Below are 14,646 nucleotides of genomic sequence, written 5' to 3'. Positions count from 1 at the left end.
CAGGGAGTTCATGCATGAATAAGCGTATCGCAGTAGTCGGTGGTCGTCCCTCGCCCATTCACGGTGCCAAGGAGCTGGGCATCGACGTAGTGCTGGTGCATCAGGAGGGTGACTACGAGCAGGAAATCCTCGCCCATTGCGAACAGGTGGTGCATGCCAGGATTGACGACGCCGAGGCCATCATCAAGGTCCTCGAGCCCCTGCACCGCGACCGTCCGTTCGATCGCATCATGACCACTACCGAAGTGGCAGGCGAGTCAACGGGCAAAGTGGTCGATCACTTCGGTCTCACCGGGGTTTCCTATAAGACTGCGCGCCTGCTCAAGGACAAAGTGGCCATGCGCGAGTTGCTGGTCGAGCACAACCTGAGCCCGGTTGCCTATCGCCATGTCACCAGTGCGCAGGATGCCGTCGCGTTCGTCAAAGAGCATGGCAAGTCGGTTCTCAAACCCGCCGAAGGCGTGGCCAGCCTGCATATCCATCCCTGCGATGACGCAGCCTCTGCTTCCAAGGCCTGGCAGGCGCTTCAGGATGCCGACGTCAAGCACATTATCATCGAGGAGTACCTGGAGGGGCCGGTCGTCAGCGTCGACTCCTTCTCGTTCCAGGGGCGCCACCTTCCCATTGGTTACTCCCAGTACCGCATGAACGACAAATACGTTGAGTGGGAAGTCAGCACGCCGAGCACCGAGGCCAGGAAATGGCTGAGCGAGCTGAAGGAAATGACCTGTCGCCTGCTCGACGCCGTAGAACTGGAAGAGGGGCCCTCCCATAGCGAGTTCGTGCTGACCCCCAAGGGGCCTCGTGTACTCGAATCCCATGCTCGCCTGGCGGGCTCGGGTGCCCCTGAACTGGTGCGGCGTGCGTTCGGCCTGGACCTGAACCGCATGTTCCTGACTGTGCCGCTGGGTATCGACACTCTGCCGCAAGTGTCGCCCGAGCCGAAAGCGGGTGCCGCGATCCAGTTCTTCGTACCGACACCTGGCAAGGTCAGAAAGGTCGAGCTCGATCTCAAGCCTGACGTCGATGTGCGCCATACCAAGTCAGGCGAGACTCCACGGGTGTTCTTGCCGTTCCTGTTCGAACTGGGCGCAGCCGAGCGTGCCGTAGTCATCCAGAAGCATGAGGGCGATACGATTCCACCGCTCGACACCGTTGCCGACTGCGTTTCAGGGTATGTCCTGGCAACAGGCACCTCGCGCGAGGATGCCGTGCGTATCGGTGACGAACTGGTAGCGGCGGTCAACTTCATCGTGGATCCCACGGAATGAAATATGTCCTCTGCTTGCACCGTTGGGTCGGTAGCCAAGCGCTATACGACCGATACGAACTGCCGGCAGGAATGCAGATTCGGGCGATCTGTACGCCCGAATCCTGCGCGTCCCTGCCGAGCGAGCGCCTGGCGTCAAGCTCGGTGCTCGTCTCACTGGACGATGCTGAGGCGGTCATGGCTGAGGCCGAGCGTCTGGTCGAGCAACATGGGGTTCCAGCGCTGGTGGTTGCCCTCAATGAGGGCGACCTGCTCAATGCGGCTTCTATCCGTGAGCGATGGCAGGTACCGGGAGATCTTGTCGCGTGGACCGAGCGGTTCCGCGACAAGCTCACCATGCTGGAGGTCGCAGGCCGGCAATCGTCGATCGGCGTGCTGCCTGCGTCGCCTGCCGATTCCCGCGAAGCGGTGGAGCGACTGGCCGCTGAACATGGCTATCCGCTGGTGCTCAAGCCGCGCTACGGCACGGCGAGTCGCGGCGTAAAGTTTCTTCGCGGCCCAAGGGATCTTGATCAGATCGGGCAGGCCACGGAGCCGATGATGGTCCAGGCTTGCTGCGCGGCCCCCATCCTGCACGTTGACGGCTGGTGGGATGGGCAACGGATTGTGGTAGTCACGGCGTCGCGTTATGTGAACAGCTGTGCCGATTTCGGTCCGGATAGCCCGCTGGGCAGTATCGAACTCGAGGAGGGCGACAACGAACGGCGGATTGCGGGGCGCGTCGAACAACTGCTAGCAGTCTTCGCGCCTGAGCGAGAAATCGTCTTCCACCTCGAACTGTTCGACCTGGATGACAAATTGCTGTTCCTGGAAATCGGTGCCCGGGTCGGTGGCGCCGAAATCCCGTTCCTCTGGCGAGAGGTGAGGGACATCGACCTGCTGGGGATCGCTTGGGAAATCCAGACCGGGGCGTCTACCCGCTACCGGGACCTTGCGCGCAGCCTTAGCAAGGAGGGCAGGCCATTGCACCGCGAGCGGGGGGCATGGGTTATTGCCCGCCGCAACAGCTCGCCGCGTGAAGGCTTGGGTACCCTGTACTGGGCTCAGCCGCAGAACCTGGATCGCTTCGCCAGCGGTGTTTATGAGGGCGCTGGCACGCGCCTTCGGCTGCGCAGCTTCGATCGTCCCGCGCTGGTACGTGACGTGGGGAAGATCTTCGAACAGTTATCCGAAGCATGGGGAGCTCAATCTTGAAAACAGCAGTTGTTACCGGTGCAAGCAGTGGCATTGGCGAGGCATGCGCTCGTACCTTGGCCAGTCGTGGTTGGCGGGTATTCCTTGTGGCGCGCAGGGGGGATCGGCTCGAGCAGATTGCCGGCGAAACCGGCGGACGCGCCATTGTGCTGGATGTGACACAGGCGCGAGAGGAGGACTTGGTGCAGGTTTTCGAGTGCGATCTTCTGGTGAACTGTGCGGGCGGGGCGATTGGCCTGGATGGGGTAGACGCGGCCAGTGCCGAGGACTGGACGAACATGTTCAACAGTAACGTCCTTGGGACTTTGCGGATGACCCAACTGCTATTGCCTCGGCTCATCGCGTCCCAAGGGTGCATCATCAATATCACCTCAACGGCTGCGCTAGCCGGATATGAGGGGGGAGGCGGCTATTGCGCGGCCAAGAGTGCCCAGCGCGCACTGACCCATTCCTTGCGACTGGAGATGAAGGGTATACCGGTGCGCATCACCGAAGTGCTCCCCGGCATGGTGCATACGCCAGAGTTTTCCTTGAATCGTTTTCGCGGTGACGCCGAACGGGTCAGTGCCCTCTACAAGGATGTCGACCGGCCTTTGAGCGCGGACGATGTCGCCCAGGTTGTGGCTTGGGTTGCCGATCAGCCTGCACATGTTAATGTCGATGAAATCGTGGTTCGGCCAGTGGCACAGCGTGCTCAGCATGCGCTGTTCCGCGGCAGCCTCGGCTGGTTCGAGCCGCAGCGGGCCGACACATCCCCTTTGAACGATGGAGCACGCCAATGATGGCGCTGGAAAGCCTGGCCGGTGTGGCCATCATCTCCTTGGGCATGGTGCTGACACCGGGGCCCAACATGGTCTACCTGACCTCGCGGGCGATTTCCCAGGGGCGGCTGGCCGGGATGATTTCGCTGGCGGGTGTGGCGCTAGGCTTCGTGTGCTACTTGTTGGCGGCGGGACTGGGACTGGCCGCTTTGTTCAAGGCAGTGCCAGTCGCCTACGATGTCGTCAGGGTCGCAGGCGCATTTTATCTGGGCTATCTGGCCTGGAACATGCTGAAGCCCAGGGGGAGTTCCCCCTTCGAGGCGCGGGAGCTGCCACCTCACTCGCGGAGACGGCTGTTCACCATGGGGCTTGTGACGAACCTGCTGAATCCGAAGATTGCGCTGATGTATTCCGCGCTGATCCCGCAGTTCATCGACCCTTCCGCAGGATCTACCTTCCAGCAATTCATCCAGATGGGGCTGGTACAGATCACCATTGCCGTCACCGTGAACGGCATGATCGTTCTCGCCGCCTCCCGGGTCAGTGGATTCCTGGCCAAGCGACCTTCTGCCATGCGCACCCAACGCTGGGTGTCCGGGACTGTCCTGGGCGTCTTCGCGGTCGATATCCTGCTGCGCAAACCGCTCACCTGATAGGGAGCGAGTGTTTCGCCTGACCGTAATGCTGTTCACTTGAGTATTTGAGCCTCAGCCGGACTTCCTCGAAAATCCGATGCCAGACCTCTGGCATCGGATTTTTATGGTGCGCCCGGCATGGGCGTAATCTTGTGCGTAGATCCGGCGGTTGTGCGGGGACATTGTCGTGCAACTGATCGTGATGGCCGCGGACAACCCGATTTCAGGTACAGGCGGATGATTGGCAGGGTTAAGAACCGGTATCGGAGGGGTGTTTCTGAATCACCGTCCAAGGCCTTCAAGGCCAGGGACGGTGAAAATATCAAAGCCCCGGTTTCCAGTGGACCGTAAGGCTGCTCCGCTTAAGTGAGCAGCATTACGCTTTTCAGCAGGGCTTTTGAGGTTTTCAGCCTTTCTGGCGTCTCAGGCAACCAGTGCCTGGCGAGTACGCTCGATCACAGCCTGCAGCGGTTCGGCGCTGGAGTATTGATCGGGGTACAGGCGTTCGCTGTGACGAGCGATGCCGTGTTCGTTGACCAGAGTGAAGCTGAAGCAGCCTTTGCGAGCGGCCATGATCAGGCAGTTCATTGGAGCAAAAGCGTTGGTTAGGGTGCGAATGGCATCCTGAGTGTGGATTTGAGTAGACATAATCGGGTGTTCCTACAAGCGACACGGATAAGAACCGTGCAAAATTAAAACGTTCCAGTGACGACGACCACCATTGGTCGAACGAAGAACCCGACTGGAACAAAGCAGCCAGTTTGAAGCGCTGATAAGTTGGCGCGCTTGGGCTGGCAGGTAGGTACTTAGGAGGGCAGGCAACACATCAGGGGCAAAGGTTCTGGGCCCGGGGTGAAGATCCTGATCAATTTGCAGGTTGGTTCGGTCAGAGTAAGTGAACTTCGCAACACCCTTTGCTTTCGATTCAAAGGCTGTGTTGACGCAAGATTTACCTGGAAACCATCGAGGTGGTCGATCCCGCTTTGTCGGTGAAGGCTTCTCTCAGGGAAGGCTGACCGGGGGGATTTGTTCGACCAGAATTGACTTTCAGCTTGGTACTAACGCCGCGGATACTAACGGATTGAATGGCCGAAGGGAAGCCTGCTCGCAAAAAAACACTGAAGTGCCGGCCGACCACATCCGCAAGTGCTGTCGGAAAATGTCATCGGCCGACACGTGCCCCGCAATTGCCCAAAAAACGGCCGTTGATCCGAGAGGGCGATCGAGCCAGGATCAATCTGCGGCGCGGGTTGCCGGGTTTATCCCCAGGCGTCACCGTAAAAACGCGCCGAAAAAGCGCACCGATATAACCGCCTCGCAGGTACTTGTGCACATTAGTTGCGCGGACTGTCATCCCACTGTCATCCTCGCTTCACCGAGGGTGGGTGCCTGTAACGAAAATTTAAGTCAATGAAAAACATCGCTTTTTTTTACTGGTGAAAAAATCGTCAGTTTGACTGCGAGCCCCATTCCACACGGCTTTGCGCGACTTCAAGGGCGGTTGTCCACTGAGTTATCCACAGCTTCTGTGGATTGTCCCGAGCGCTTGCTCTAGGACGGGCGTGCAGGCTTTTCTCGACTTTACCTGTGCGAAAAAAAGAGTAGAGTGGCGCGCCTTCCGATCTGCCCCACAGTGCTTTATGAAGTTTCGCTCAGTACCAGTCTCTCCTGCCTCAGCACCCTCCAGCATTAACCCACCCAAGCGCTTTTCGATGCGTGTGGCCGAGTGGCTACTGGACAGCCCGCGCCTGGGCGAAAACCCCAACGTCAAACACTTCGCCGGACGTTTACTCAAGCAACCTGCCCGTGAAGGCGTAGTGGCCGCGCAAAGCCGCCTCGGCCAATTGATGTGCCGCGAATGCGGGAATGCCCGGGATCGCCGTATTGGCCAGGACCTGTTGCGCCAGGCTGCGCGCGCAGGGGACCGACGCGCCCAGCAGGAACTCGGCCTGATCGAAGACTGAGCTGTCCAAGACCTGACGCCTTGGTTAACCTTCACGCTTTATCTAATCGGCAGGAGTGGCTATGGCGATGGACTTGACCAGCGCATTGCTGGGGCTGGCGGGCGCTGCACTGCCATTGCTGGTACTGGCTTGGCAACTTCAGCGTCGGGCGAGTACGGGGCAGGCCGAACTGGCATTGCTGGAAGAGCGCCTGGCCATGGCCCAGCTGACGCAGGATGGCTTGAACGCCCAGCTCGACACCTGCCGTGATGAAGTCGCTGACCTGAGCCAGGCCAACGCCGCCAAACAAGCCAATCTGGCCGCCCTGCGCCGTGAAGTCGAATTGCTGCAGATCGAACGCGACGATGCCCGCGACGCAGCCCACGCCTGGAACATCGAACGTGCCGGCAAAGAAGCTGAGTTGCGTCGCCTGGACGCTCAGGCTGCCTCCCTCAACGCCGAGTTGCGTGAGCAGCAGGAAAGCCATCAGCAGCGCCTCAACGACCTGCAAGGCTCGCGAGACGAACTGCGAGCGCAATTTGCCGAGCTGGCGGGCAAGATCTTCGACGAGCGCGAACAGCGTTTTGCCGAAACCAGTCAGCAGCGTCTGGGGCAATTGCTCGATCCGTTGAAGGAACGCATCCAGTCGTTCGAAAAGCGCGTCGAGGAAAGTTATCAGGCCGAAGCCCGCGAGCGCTTTTCCCTGGCCAAGGAACTGGAGCGTCTGCAACAACTGAACCTGCGCCTGAGCGACGAAGCCACCAACCTCACCCGCGCCTTGAAAGGGCAGAAAACCCAAGGCAATTGGGGTGAACTTATTCTTGAGCGGGTGCTTGAACACGCGGGCCTGGAGAAGGGGCGCGAGTACCAGACCCAGGTCAATCTGAAGGGGCCGGACGGTGAGCGATTCCAGCCGGATGTGATTATTTACCTGCCTGGCGACAAGCAGGTCGTGGTCGATTCCAAGGTCAGCCTCACGGCTTATCAGCAATATGTGGCCGCCGAAGACGACGGCATCGGCCAGATCGCCATCAAGCAGCACGTGCTGTCCCTGCGCAATCATGTCAAAGGCCTGGCCGGCAAGGACTACAAGCGGCTCGACGGGCTGCACAGCCTGGATTTCGTCCTGCTTTTCGTCCCGATCGAAGCGGCGTTTTCCGCGGCGTTACAGGCTGAGCCGACGTTGTTTCAGGAGGCCTTCGACCGCAACATCGTGATCGTCAGCCCGACCACGTTGCTGGCCACTTTGCGGGTCATCGACAGCCTGTGGAAGCAGGAGCGCCAGAGCCAGAACGCTCGGGAAATCGCCGAGCGCGCCGGGTGGCTGTACGACAAGTTCGTGTTGTTCATTCAGGATCTGGATGAGGTCGGCAATCGCTTGCAGCAGCTGGACAAGGCCTACAGCTCTGCCCGCAATAAGCTGACAGAAGGCCGCGGCAACCTGGTCAGTCGCAGCGAACAGCTCAAATTGCTTGGCGCGCGGGCCAGCAAGAGCTTGCCGGCGGACCTGCTGGAGCGGGCCATGACGGATGTCGATGGCTTGGCCGAGTTGCCCGAATAAGCCATCTTTTTCGATGGCATCTGTGGCGAGGGGGCTTGCCCCCGCTCGGCTGCGAAGCAGTCGCAAAGCAGGCAGAGCGGTATGCCTGAAACACCGAAGCTGCACAAATCAGGGCTGCTGGCAGCCCAACGGGGGCAAGCCCCCTCGCCACCGTGGTGTGTACCAAACCTGCCCTACTACAACGGTAAATGCCGGCTCAACAACGCCCGTAACGCCGCCGGCTTCACCGGTTTGGCCAGGTAATCCAGGCCCGCTGCATGCACCTGGGCCACGGTCTCCGGCCGTCCATCGGCGCTGATCACCACCCCCGGCACCGGCTCGCCCAATTGCGTGCGCAACCACGCCATCAAGTCGGTTCCGGTCTCGCCATCGTCCAGGTGGTAATCCACCAGCGCCAACTGCGGGCGCATCCCGTCGTTGAGCAGCGTCGCGCATTCATCACGGTTGCGCGCGGTCCAGACCTGGCAACCCCAGCGCGTGAGCAGGCTGTTCATGCCGATCAGGATGCTGTCCTCGTTATCGATGCACAGCACCTGTGCGCCGCCGAGCAAATGGCCATTGAGTTCGGCAACCTTGGCCGGCACCGCGGCTTGTGCCCGAGCCAACGGCACGCTGACACTGAATACACTGCCGCGCCCCGGCCAGGAGCGTACGCGCAAAGTGTGACCGAGCACGCGGCACAGTCCATCGGCAATCGCCAGTCCCAGGCCCAGGCCTTTCTCGGCCCGGGTCTGGTGGCTGTCGAGGCGTTTGAACTCTTCGAAAATCACCTGTTGTTTGTCTTTCGGAATACCCGGTCCACGGTCCCAGACCTCCAGGCACAGCTCGCCGTTGCGCCGCCGAACGCCGAGCAGCACGGGGCCTCTGGCGTAGCGGAAGGCATTGGTCAGGAAGTTCTGCAAGATCCGTCGCAGCAGTTTGATGTCGCTGTCGACCCGTAGCGTGCTGCCCCGGACGCGGAATTTCAGCCCCTGTTCCTGAGCCAGTGCCTTGAACTCGGCCCCCAGCGTGTCAAACAACTCATTGAGCACGAAGGGCCTGCGATCAGGGTTGATCTTGCCGCTTTCCAGACGGGAAATATCCAGCAGATCACTGATCAGGTCTTCGGCCGAACGCAGTGAGCTGTCCAGGTGATGAACCAGCTTCTGCGCTTCGCTGGACAAACCCTCTTCCTGATGGGAGAGGGCGGCGGAGAACAGCCGCGCGGCGTTCAGCGGTTGCATCAAGTCATGGCTGACGGCGGCCAGGAAACGCGTTTTCGACTGGTTGGCCGATTCGGCGGTGCCCTTGGCTTCGGTCAGGGCAAGGTTGAGTTGCGACAGTTCGTGGGTCCGTTCGGCGACCCGCCGCTCAAGGCCTTCATTGGCTTCGGTCAGCGCCTGCTCGGCTTCGCGGAACGCGGTAATGTCGGTGAAACTCATGACGAAACCGCCGCCGGGCATCGGGTTGCCGATCAGTTCGATCACTCGGCCGTTGGGGAACAGTCGCTCGGAGGTATGGGCGCGGCCCTGACGCATCCAGTGCAAGCGACGGGCGACATGCACTTCCGCTTCGCCGGGGCCACACAGGCCGCGTTCGGCGTTGTAGCGAATGATGTCGGCAATCGGCCGGCCGACGCTGATCAAACCGTCGGGGTAGTTGAACAGCTCCAGGTAGCGCCGGTTCCAGGCCACCAGTTTCAGCGACTGGTCGATCACGCTGATGCCCTGGGTGATGTTCTCGATGGCGCCTTGCAGCAGGGCGCGGTTGAATTGCAGCACTTCCGAGGTTTCGTCGGCGATCCGTACGACGTCCTCCAGTTGCATTTCCCGACCTTCGATGGCGGCTTTTACCACCGCCCGAGTCGAAGAGGCGCCGAGTACACCGGCCAGCAAGCGTTCGGTATGGGCGATCCATTCGCCGTCGGCGTTCTGGTTCGGGTTGAAGCCTTTGCCCTGGCGGTAGGCGAAACGGATGAAGCTCTGACGGGCCCGTTCTTCGCCGACAAACCGGGCAGCCAGTTGCAGCAAATCGTCGATCTGTACCGCCAGCATCGAGCGGGCGCTGGGGCGGGGGCTGATTTCCTGGCCGATGAAACGACCGGCCTGCCAGTGCTCCGAAACCCGCGTGCGTGACAGCACCGAGACCCAGGCGAACAAGGTGAAGTTACCCGCCAGGGACAACACCACGCCCTGAGTCAGCGGCGTGATCGGCAGGTTCAGCGGATTGCTTTGTAGCCAGGCCAGGCCCGGAAAACCGCTCAAGGGCAAGCCGAGGCTGTTGGCTGCAATCGGCAACACCAGGGTGTAGAACCAGAGGAATGTCCCGGTGGCCAGACCGGCGAACACGCCACGGCGGTTAGCCTGTTTCCAGTACAGCGCGCCGAGCATGGCCGGGGCCAGTTGGGTCACAGCGGCGAAGGCAATCTGGCCGATGGTCGCCAGGCTCGCGGTCGAGCCCAGCAGGCGATAGCTGACGTAGGCCAGCAGCAGAATGACCACAATGCTCACCCGGCGCACCGAAAGCATCCACTGGCGGAACACTTCGAATGGCCGTTCGGCGTTGTTGCGCCGCAGCAACCATGGCAGCAACATGTCGTTGGAGAGCATGGTCGACAGCGCCACGCTGGCGACAATCACCATGCTGGTCGCCGCCGAAGCGCCGCCGATAAACGCCAGCATTGCCAGGGCAGGGTGAGATTGGGCCAGAGGCAGGCTGATAACGAATGAGTCCGGCAGCACCGAACTGGGTAGCAACATCTGACCGGCCAGTGCAATCGGCACCACAAAAAGCGCGGCCAGCGCCAGATACGTCGGGAACACCCACTTGGCCAGGCGTAAATCCTGGGGGTCGATGTTTTCCACCACGGTCACGTGGAACTGCCGGGGCAGGCAGATGATCGCCATCATCGCCACACCGGTCTGCACTACCATGGACGGCCAGTTGATGGTTTCCTTCCAGTACTCTTCCAGGCGCGGGGCGAGCATGGCCTGGTCGAACAGGTCGTCGAAACCGTCGTACAGGCCGTAGGTCACGAACGCGCCCACCGCGAGAAAAGCGAACAGCTTGACCAGCGATTCAAAGGCAATCGCCAGCACCATGCCGCGGTGGTGTTCCGTGGCGTCGAGGTTGCGGGTACCGAAAACGATGGTGAACAGCGCCAGTACCAGGGAGACGATCAGCGCCGTGTCCTGCGCGCGCGTGCCCATGGCGTCGGCGCCGGCGCCGATCAACAGGTTTACACCCAGCACGATGCCCTTGAGCTGCAAGGCAATGTAGGGCAGCACGCCGACCAGGCAGATCAGCGCGACGACTACCGCCAGGGACTGGGATTTACCGTAACGAGCGGCGATGAAGTCGGCGATGGAGGTGATGTTCTCCTGCTTGCTGATCATCACCATTTTTTGCAGGACCCACGGCGCGCACACCAGCAGCAGGATCGGCCCGAGGTAGATCGGCAGGAAGGACCAGAGTTGTTCGGCTGCCTGGCCCACGGCGCCAAAGAACGTCCAGCTGGTGCAATAAACCGCCAGCGACAGGCTGTACACCCAGGCACGCACCCGTGGCGGCAGCGGCGTGCTGCGACGGTCGCCGTAAAAGGCGATGGCGAACAGGATGGCCATATAGGCCAGGGCGACAATGGCGATCAGCCCGGTGGACAGCGACATGGGAACTCCAGACAAAAGACATCCGGGACTGCGCCCGATCCAGACAGTCTCGCATGACCGCCTGAGTTAGTCAGTGTCGACCAAGGTCGTGGCGTGGCGGGGTGTCGCAGGTTGGGAGTCAGTTGGATCTTTGGTGTCTTTTCGGGTCTCTTCGCGGCGTTACTGACTCAACGCAATATCGATCAGCCGATGCAACTCTTCAACCTCCAGCGCCTGCGCCGCAAACAGGATGCGAAACACCGTCGGTGCCACCACCATATTGATCAACCGGTCGACACTTGGCCGTGATTGATCGGGATAGCGATCCAGAATCGTCTGCAACTGCCCGCCAATGATCGTCACGCAATAGCCCGGCGTGGCGCTGGATTGCACGTCGCGCATCATGTTGCGCCCGGGTTCGGAACTCATTTCGTCCAGATATTGCTCCGCCCAGGCCCGCACGTCCCCGCGCAGGCTGCCGGTATTGGCCGGCTCACTGTCGGGGCGCATGCGGGCGAGGGCGACATCGGCCAGCAGTGCAGACAGATCACCCCAGCGCCGATAAATGGTCGACGGCGTCACCCCGGCCCGGGCAGCGATTTGCGGCACGGTCAGGGTCGCCCGATCCTGCTCTTCAAGGAGCGCGCGGACAGCCGAATGAATCGACTCTTGAACCCTGGCACTTCTGCCACCAGGGCGTAAACCTTCTTTAATAGCCATGCGGCGGACCTTAACACAAAGAATTTGCTTTAAGCGCTGACCAGTAGCAGACTCCGCAAAAGCAAAAAATTAGCTTTTGCGGAGTGTGCTCATGTCTCTTCCAGCGACAAATCGTTTCAGCCTGTGGTTTCTGGCGATCACCTTACTCAGTTTTCTCGCCGCTTCCACCGCGCCGACCCCGTTGTATCACCTCTATCAGGAGCACCTGCAGTTCTCAGCCGCGACCCTGACCCTGATTTTCGGTGTCTACGCCCTCAGCTTGCTGGCGGCGCTGCTCACGGTCGGTTCGCTGTCGGATTATCTGGGGCGCAAACCGGTGATTTTTACCGCCGTGTTGCTGAATATGCTGGCGATGTTGCTGTTCATCAACGCCGACAGCGTCGCCTGGTTGATCGGTGCGCGAGTACTTCAGGGGTTTGCGACGGGAATGGCCACCGCCGTCTTGAGTGCGGCGTTGCTGGACACCGATCGCCAGCAAGGGCCGATGGTCAACAGTGTCGCGCCATTGCTGGGCATGGCGCTGGGGGCCATGGGCTGCGGATTATTGGCCGAGTTTGCGCCCCTGCCGCTGCAATTGACCTATTGGGTGTTGTTCGCGCTGTTTTTGATGCAAGCGCTGTACGTCTGGCGCCTGCCGGAAAGCGTCAGTCGACAACCGGGCGCCTGGGCCTCGCTGCGCCCGACCCTGCATGTGCCGATTCAGGCGCGGCGAATGTTGTGGCGGGTGCTGCCGATAGACCTCGCGGTGTGGGCGCTCGGCGGCTTTTTCGCCTCCCTGGCGCCGTCCCTGGTGCGGACAGCCACCGGGTCCACGTCGAACCTGATTGGCGGTGCGACGGTGGCCGTGTTGACGGTGACCGGTGCCTCGATGATCTACACCTTGCGCAATCGGCCGGCCGACAAGGTCTTGCTGCTGGGCGCGAGCTTGCTGCCCGCAGGCGTTGCGCTGATTCTGCTGGCGGTCCACAGCGCCAGCCTGCCATTGTTTTTCTTCGGCACGCTGGTGGCGGGCAGCGGATTCGGTACGGGTTTCCTTGGCGCCTTGCGCAGCATCGTGCCGCTGGCCTTGCCTCATGAGCGGGCCGGGTTGATGTCGGCGTTTTATGTGCTCAGTTATCTGGCGTTCTGCTTGCCGTCGTTGCTGGCCGGTAATCTGACCCGCAGCTTTGGGCTGGTGGCGACCACCGACGGTTACGGCGCGGTACTGATCATCCTGTCGCTCGGTGCGCTGATCGGGTTGCTTCGTGAGCGGTCTGTCAAAGTCTGTGGCGTCGATGTCAGATGACCGTTAGCCTTGGCACCGCCATTCATTTCGACGGACCGACCCATGAAGATCATCCGCAGCAAATCCTTCACCGGTGACCGCGCCTGGGCGGCGCTGGACATCGCCAACATGAACGGTATCACCACCCGTTTGCACTGGACCGATCAGCCGTATAAATGGCACGTCAACGATGGCCAGGAAGTGTTCGTGGTGCTCGACGGTCAGGTGCAGATGCGTTATCGCGAAGCAGGCCTCGAAAAGGAAACCCTGCTGGAGGTCGGCGATATTTTCTATGCCTCGGTGGGCACCGAACATGTGGCTCATCCGCAGGGCGTGGCGAGGATATTGGTGATCGAGACTGAAGGCAGCGTCTGATGCTATATCTGTAAAACAGATAACAGTTAGAGATATTGCCCGTTATATCGATATTCTATTCGGATCTATCATGAGCTCCTCCCTCATTAGAGGACAGGAGTTCGCCATGACCTGCACCCGTAGCGTTAAACCCGGTATCAAGCCGCTCAGTCATCTGCAGCACCCAAGAGAAGCCATCCGCCAATTCACCCCGAACTGGTTCGCGGCGACCATGGGCACTGGTGTATTGGCGCTTGCGCTTGCGCAACTGCCGGTGTCGACTCCCGGTCTGCATGCGTTGGCCGAAGGCTTGTGGCTATTAAATATTGGCCTGTTTGTGTTGTTCACGGCCATGTATGCCGCGCGTTGGGTCATGTTCTTCGACGAAGCGCGGCGGATTTTCGGCCACTCCACGGTTTCGATGTTTTTTGGCACCATTCCCATGGGCCTTGCGACCATCATCAATGGCTTTCTGCTGTTCGGCCTGCCGCGTTGGGGCGACGGTGTGATTCATGTCGCCGAAGTGCTGTGGTGGCTGGACGTGGCGATGTCGCTGGCCTGCGGCGTACTGATTCCCTACATGATGTTCACCCGTCAGGAGCACAGCATCGACCAGATGACCGCTGTCTGGCTGTTGCCGGTGGTGGCGGCGGAAGTGGCGGCTGCCAGTGGTGGCTTGCTGGCGCCGCACCTGGCCGATGCTCATTCGCAGTTAGTGGTGCTGGTGACCAGCTACGTGCTTTGGGCTTTTTCCCTGCCGGTGGCGTTCAGCATTCTGACCATCCTGTTGCTGCGCATGGCGTTGCATAAATTGCCCCACGAAAACATGGCCGCCTCGAGCTGGCTGGCGCTTGGGCCGATTGGCACGGGTGCGCTGGGCATGTTGCTGCTGGGCGCCGACGCGCCGGCGATCTTTGCCGCCAATGGTCTGCCGGGGATCGGTGAAATAGCTGAGGGCCTTGGGCTGGTGGCCGGGATCACGCTGTGGGGCTTCGGGCTTTGGTGGATGCTGATAGCACTGCTGATCACCGTGCGTTACTTGCGCGCCGGTATCCCGTTCAATCTCGGCTGGTGGGGTTTCACGTTCCCGCTGGGTGTCTATTCCCTGACTACGCTGAAACTGGCCAGCACCTTGAACCTGACGTTTTTCAGTGTCTTTGGTTGCGTGTTGGTGGCCATGCTGGCGGCGATGTGGCTGATTGTCGCCAAACGCACGGTGCAGGGCGCGTGGAAGGGCGAACTGTTTGTCTCACCGTGCATCGCAGGATTAAAGAAATAACCGGCAAAGATTAGGTAATGTGTGTGGCCTGGATCGACG

12 protein-coding genes are annotated in these 14,646 nt (G+C 60.7%); 9 read left to right on the top strand and 3 right to left on the bottom strand.

Annotated elements, in window-relative coordinates; genetic code table 11:
* Positions 1-14 precede the first annotated feature (14 nt).
* From AC1DQM_RS14710 to AC1DQM_RS14695, 4 genes are read left to right on the top strand one after another with little or no spacing between them, the layout of a single operon-like run.
* Positions 15-1,271, top strand: a complete 1,257-nt coding sequence (locus AC1DQM_RS14710) for an ATP-grasp domain-containing protein (RefSeq protein ID WP_018925147.1) — start codon at positions 15-17, stop codon at positions 1,269-1,271.
* Positions 1,268-2,464, top strand: a complete 1,197-nt coding sequence (locus tag AC1DQM_RS14705; RefSeq protein WP_477746410.1) for an ATP-grasp domain-containing protein — start codon at positions 1,268-1,270, stop codon at positions 2,462-2,464. Before AC1DQM_RS14710 ends, AC1DQM_RS14705 begins: the two co-directional genes overlap by 4 nt.
* A complete protein-coding gene (locus tag AC1DQM_RS14700) occupies positions 2,461-3,246 on the top strand; it encodes an SDR family oxidoreductase (RefSeq protein ID WP_018925149.1) in 786 nt (261 codons plus the stop codon). Before AC1DQM_RS14705 ends, AC1DQM_RS14700 begins: the two co-directional genes overlap by 4 nt.
* Positions 3,243-3,878, top strand: a complete 636-nt coding sequence (locus AC1DQM_RS14695; protein ID WP_477746409.1) for a LysE family translocator — start codon at positions 3,243-3,245, stop codon at positions 3,876-3,878. The genes AC1DQM_RS14700 and AC1DQM_RS14695 overlap by 4 nt, the downstream gene beginning before the upstream one ends.
* Before the next feature lie 405 nt (positions 3,879-4,283).
* On the opposite strand, the gene AC1DQM_RS14690 is transcribed toward AC1DQM_RS14695, so the two are convergent.
* Complete coding sequence (locus AC1DQM_RS14690; protein WP_007898912.1) at positions 4,284-4,508, bottom strand: hypothetical protein; 225 nt, start codon at positions 4,506-4,508, stop codon at positions 4,284-4,286.
* A 992-nt stretch (positions 4,509-5,500) separates the two neighbouring features.
* Here AC1DQM_RS14690 and AC1DQM_RS14685 point away from each other — a divergent pair.
* Both AC1DQM_RS14685 and AC1DQM_RS14680 read left to right on the top strand, forming a co-directional pair.
* Positions 5,501-5,824, top strand: coding sequence for an SEL1-like repeat protein (locus tag AC1DQM_RS14685; protein WP_082920890.1), 324 nt, complete (start codon positions 5,501-5,503; stop codon positions 5,822-5,824).
* Positions 5,825-5,999: 175 nt separating this feature from the next.
* Positions 6,000-7,364 (top strand): DNA recombination protein RmuC, encoded by a 1,365-nt coding sequence (locus AC1DQM_RS14680; RefSeq protein WP_477746462.1) that lies wholly within the window; start codon positions 6,000-6,002, stop codon positions 7,362-7,364.
* 176 nt (positions 7,365-7,540) lie between these two features.
* Here AC1DQM_RS14680 and AC1DQM_RS14675 read toward each other — a convergent pair whose 3' ends face one another.
* Positions 7,541-11,011 carry a hybrid sensor histidine kinase/response regulator gene (locus AC1DQM_RS14675; RefSeq protein ID WP_477746408.1) on the bottom strand — a complete coding sequence of 1,157 codons (3,471 nt, stop codon included), beginning with the start codon at positions 11,009-11,011 and terminating at the stop codon, positions 7,541-7,543.
* 159 nt (positions 11,012-11,170) lie between these two features.
* Positions 11,171-11,710: a TetR/AcrR family transcriptional regulator gene (locus AC1DQM_RS14670; protein ID WP_064619319.1), complete on the bottom strand. Its 540-nt coding sequence runs from the start codon at positions 11,708-11,710 to the stop codon at positions 11,171-11,173.
* A gap of 91 nt (positions 11,711-11,801) precedes the next feature.
* On the opposite strand from AC1DQM_RS14670, the gene AC1DQM_RS14665 reads away from it, so the two are divergent.
* From AC1DQM_RS14665 to AC1DQM_RS14655, 3 genes are all read left to right on the top strand, one after another.
* The gene (locus AC1DQM_RS14665; RefSeq protein WP_477746407.1) at positions 11,802-12,995 is read left to right on the top strand and encodes an MFS transporter; all 1,194 of its coding nucleotides are present in this window, start codon (positions 11,802-11,804) and stop codon (positions 12,993-12,995) included.
* A 42-nt stretch (positions 12,996-13,037) separates the two neighbouring features.
* Positions 13,038-13,349, top strand: coding sequence for a cupin domain-containing protein (locus tag AC1DQM_RS14660; protein ID WP_007936125.1), 312 nt, complete (start codon positions 13,038-13,040; stop codon positions 13,347-13,349).
* 106 nt (positions 13,350-13,455) lie between these two features.
* A complete protein-coding gene (locus AC1DQM_RS14655) occupies positions 13,456-14,607 on the top strand; it encodes a TDT family transporter (protein WP_477746406.1) in 1,152 nt (383 codons plus the stop codon).
* The last annotated feature ends 39 nt before the right edge of the window (positions 14,608-14,646 follow it).

Source organism: Pseudomonas sp. 01L34, assembly GCF_056400265.1.
The sequence above is the reverse complement of the archived record's forward strand: the minus strand, read 5'-3'. Positions and strand labels throughout refer to the sequence as shown.

Coding starts and splice junctions, on each gene's coding strand:
- AC1DQM_RS14665 (WP_477746407.1), top strand. CDS start 11,802: ATGTCTCTTCCAGCGACAAATCGTTTCAGCCTGTGGTTTCTGGCGATC.
- AC1DQM_RS14710 (WP_018925147.1), top strand. CDS start 15: ATGAATAAGCGTATCGCAGTAGTCGGTGGTCGTCCCTCGCCCATTCAC.
- AC1DQM_RS14675 (WP_477746408.1), bottom strand. CDS start 11,011: ATGTCGCTGTCCACCGGGCTGATCGCCATTGTCGCCCTGGCCTATATG.
- AC1DQM_RS14655 (WP_477746406.1), top strand. CDS start 13,456: ATGACCTGCACCCGTAGCGTTAAACCCGGTATCAAGCCGCTCAGTCAT.
- AC1DQM_RS14695 (WP_477746409.1), top strand. CDS start 3,243: ATGATGGCGCTGGAAAGCCTGGCCGGTGTGGCCATCATCTCCTTGGGC.
- AC1DQM_RS14660 (WP_007936125.1), top strand. CDS start 13,038: ATGAAGATCATCCGCAGCAAATCCTTCACCGGTGACCGCGCCTGGGCG.
- AC1DQM_RS14670 (WP_064619319.1), bottom strand. CDS start 11,710: ATGGCTATTAAAGAAGGTTTACGCCCTGGTGGCAGAAGTGCCAGGGTT.
- AC1DQM_RS14705 (WP_477746410.1), top strand. CDS start 1,268: ATGAAATATGTCCTCTGCTTGCACCGTTGGGTCGGTAGCCAAGCGCTA.
- AC1DQM_RS14685 (WP_082920890.1), top strand. CDS start 5,501: ATGAAGTTTCGCTCAGTACCAGTCTCTCCTGCCTCAGCACCCTCCAGC.
- AC1DQM_RS14690 (WP_007898912.1), bottom strand. CDS start 4,508: ATGTCTACTCAAATCCACACTCAGGATGCCATTCGCACCCTAACCAAC.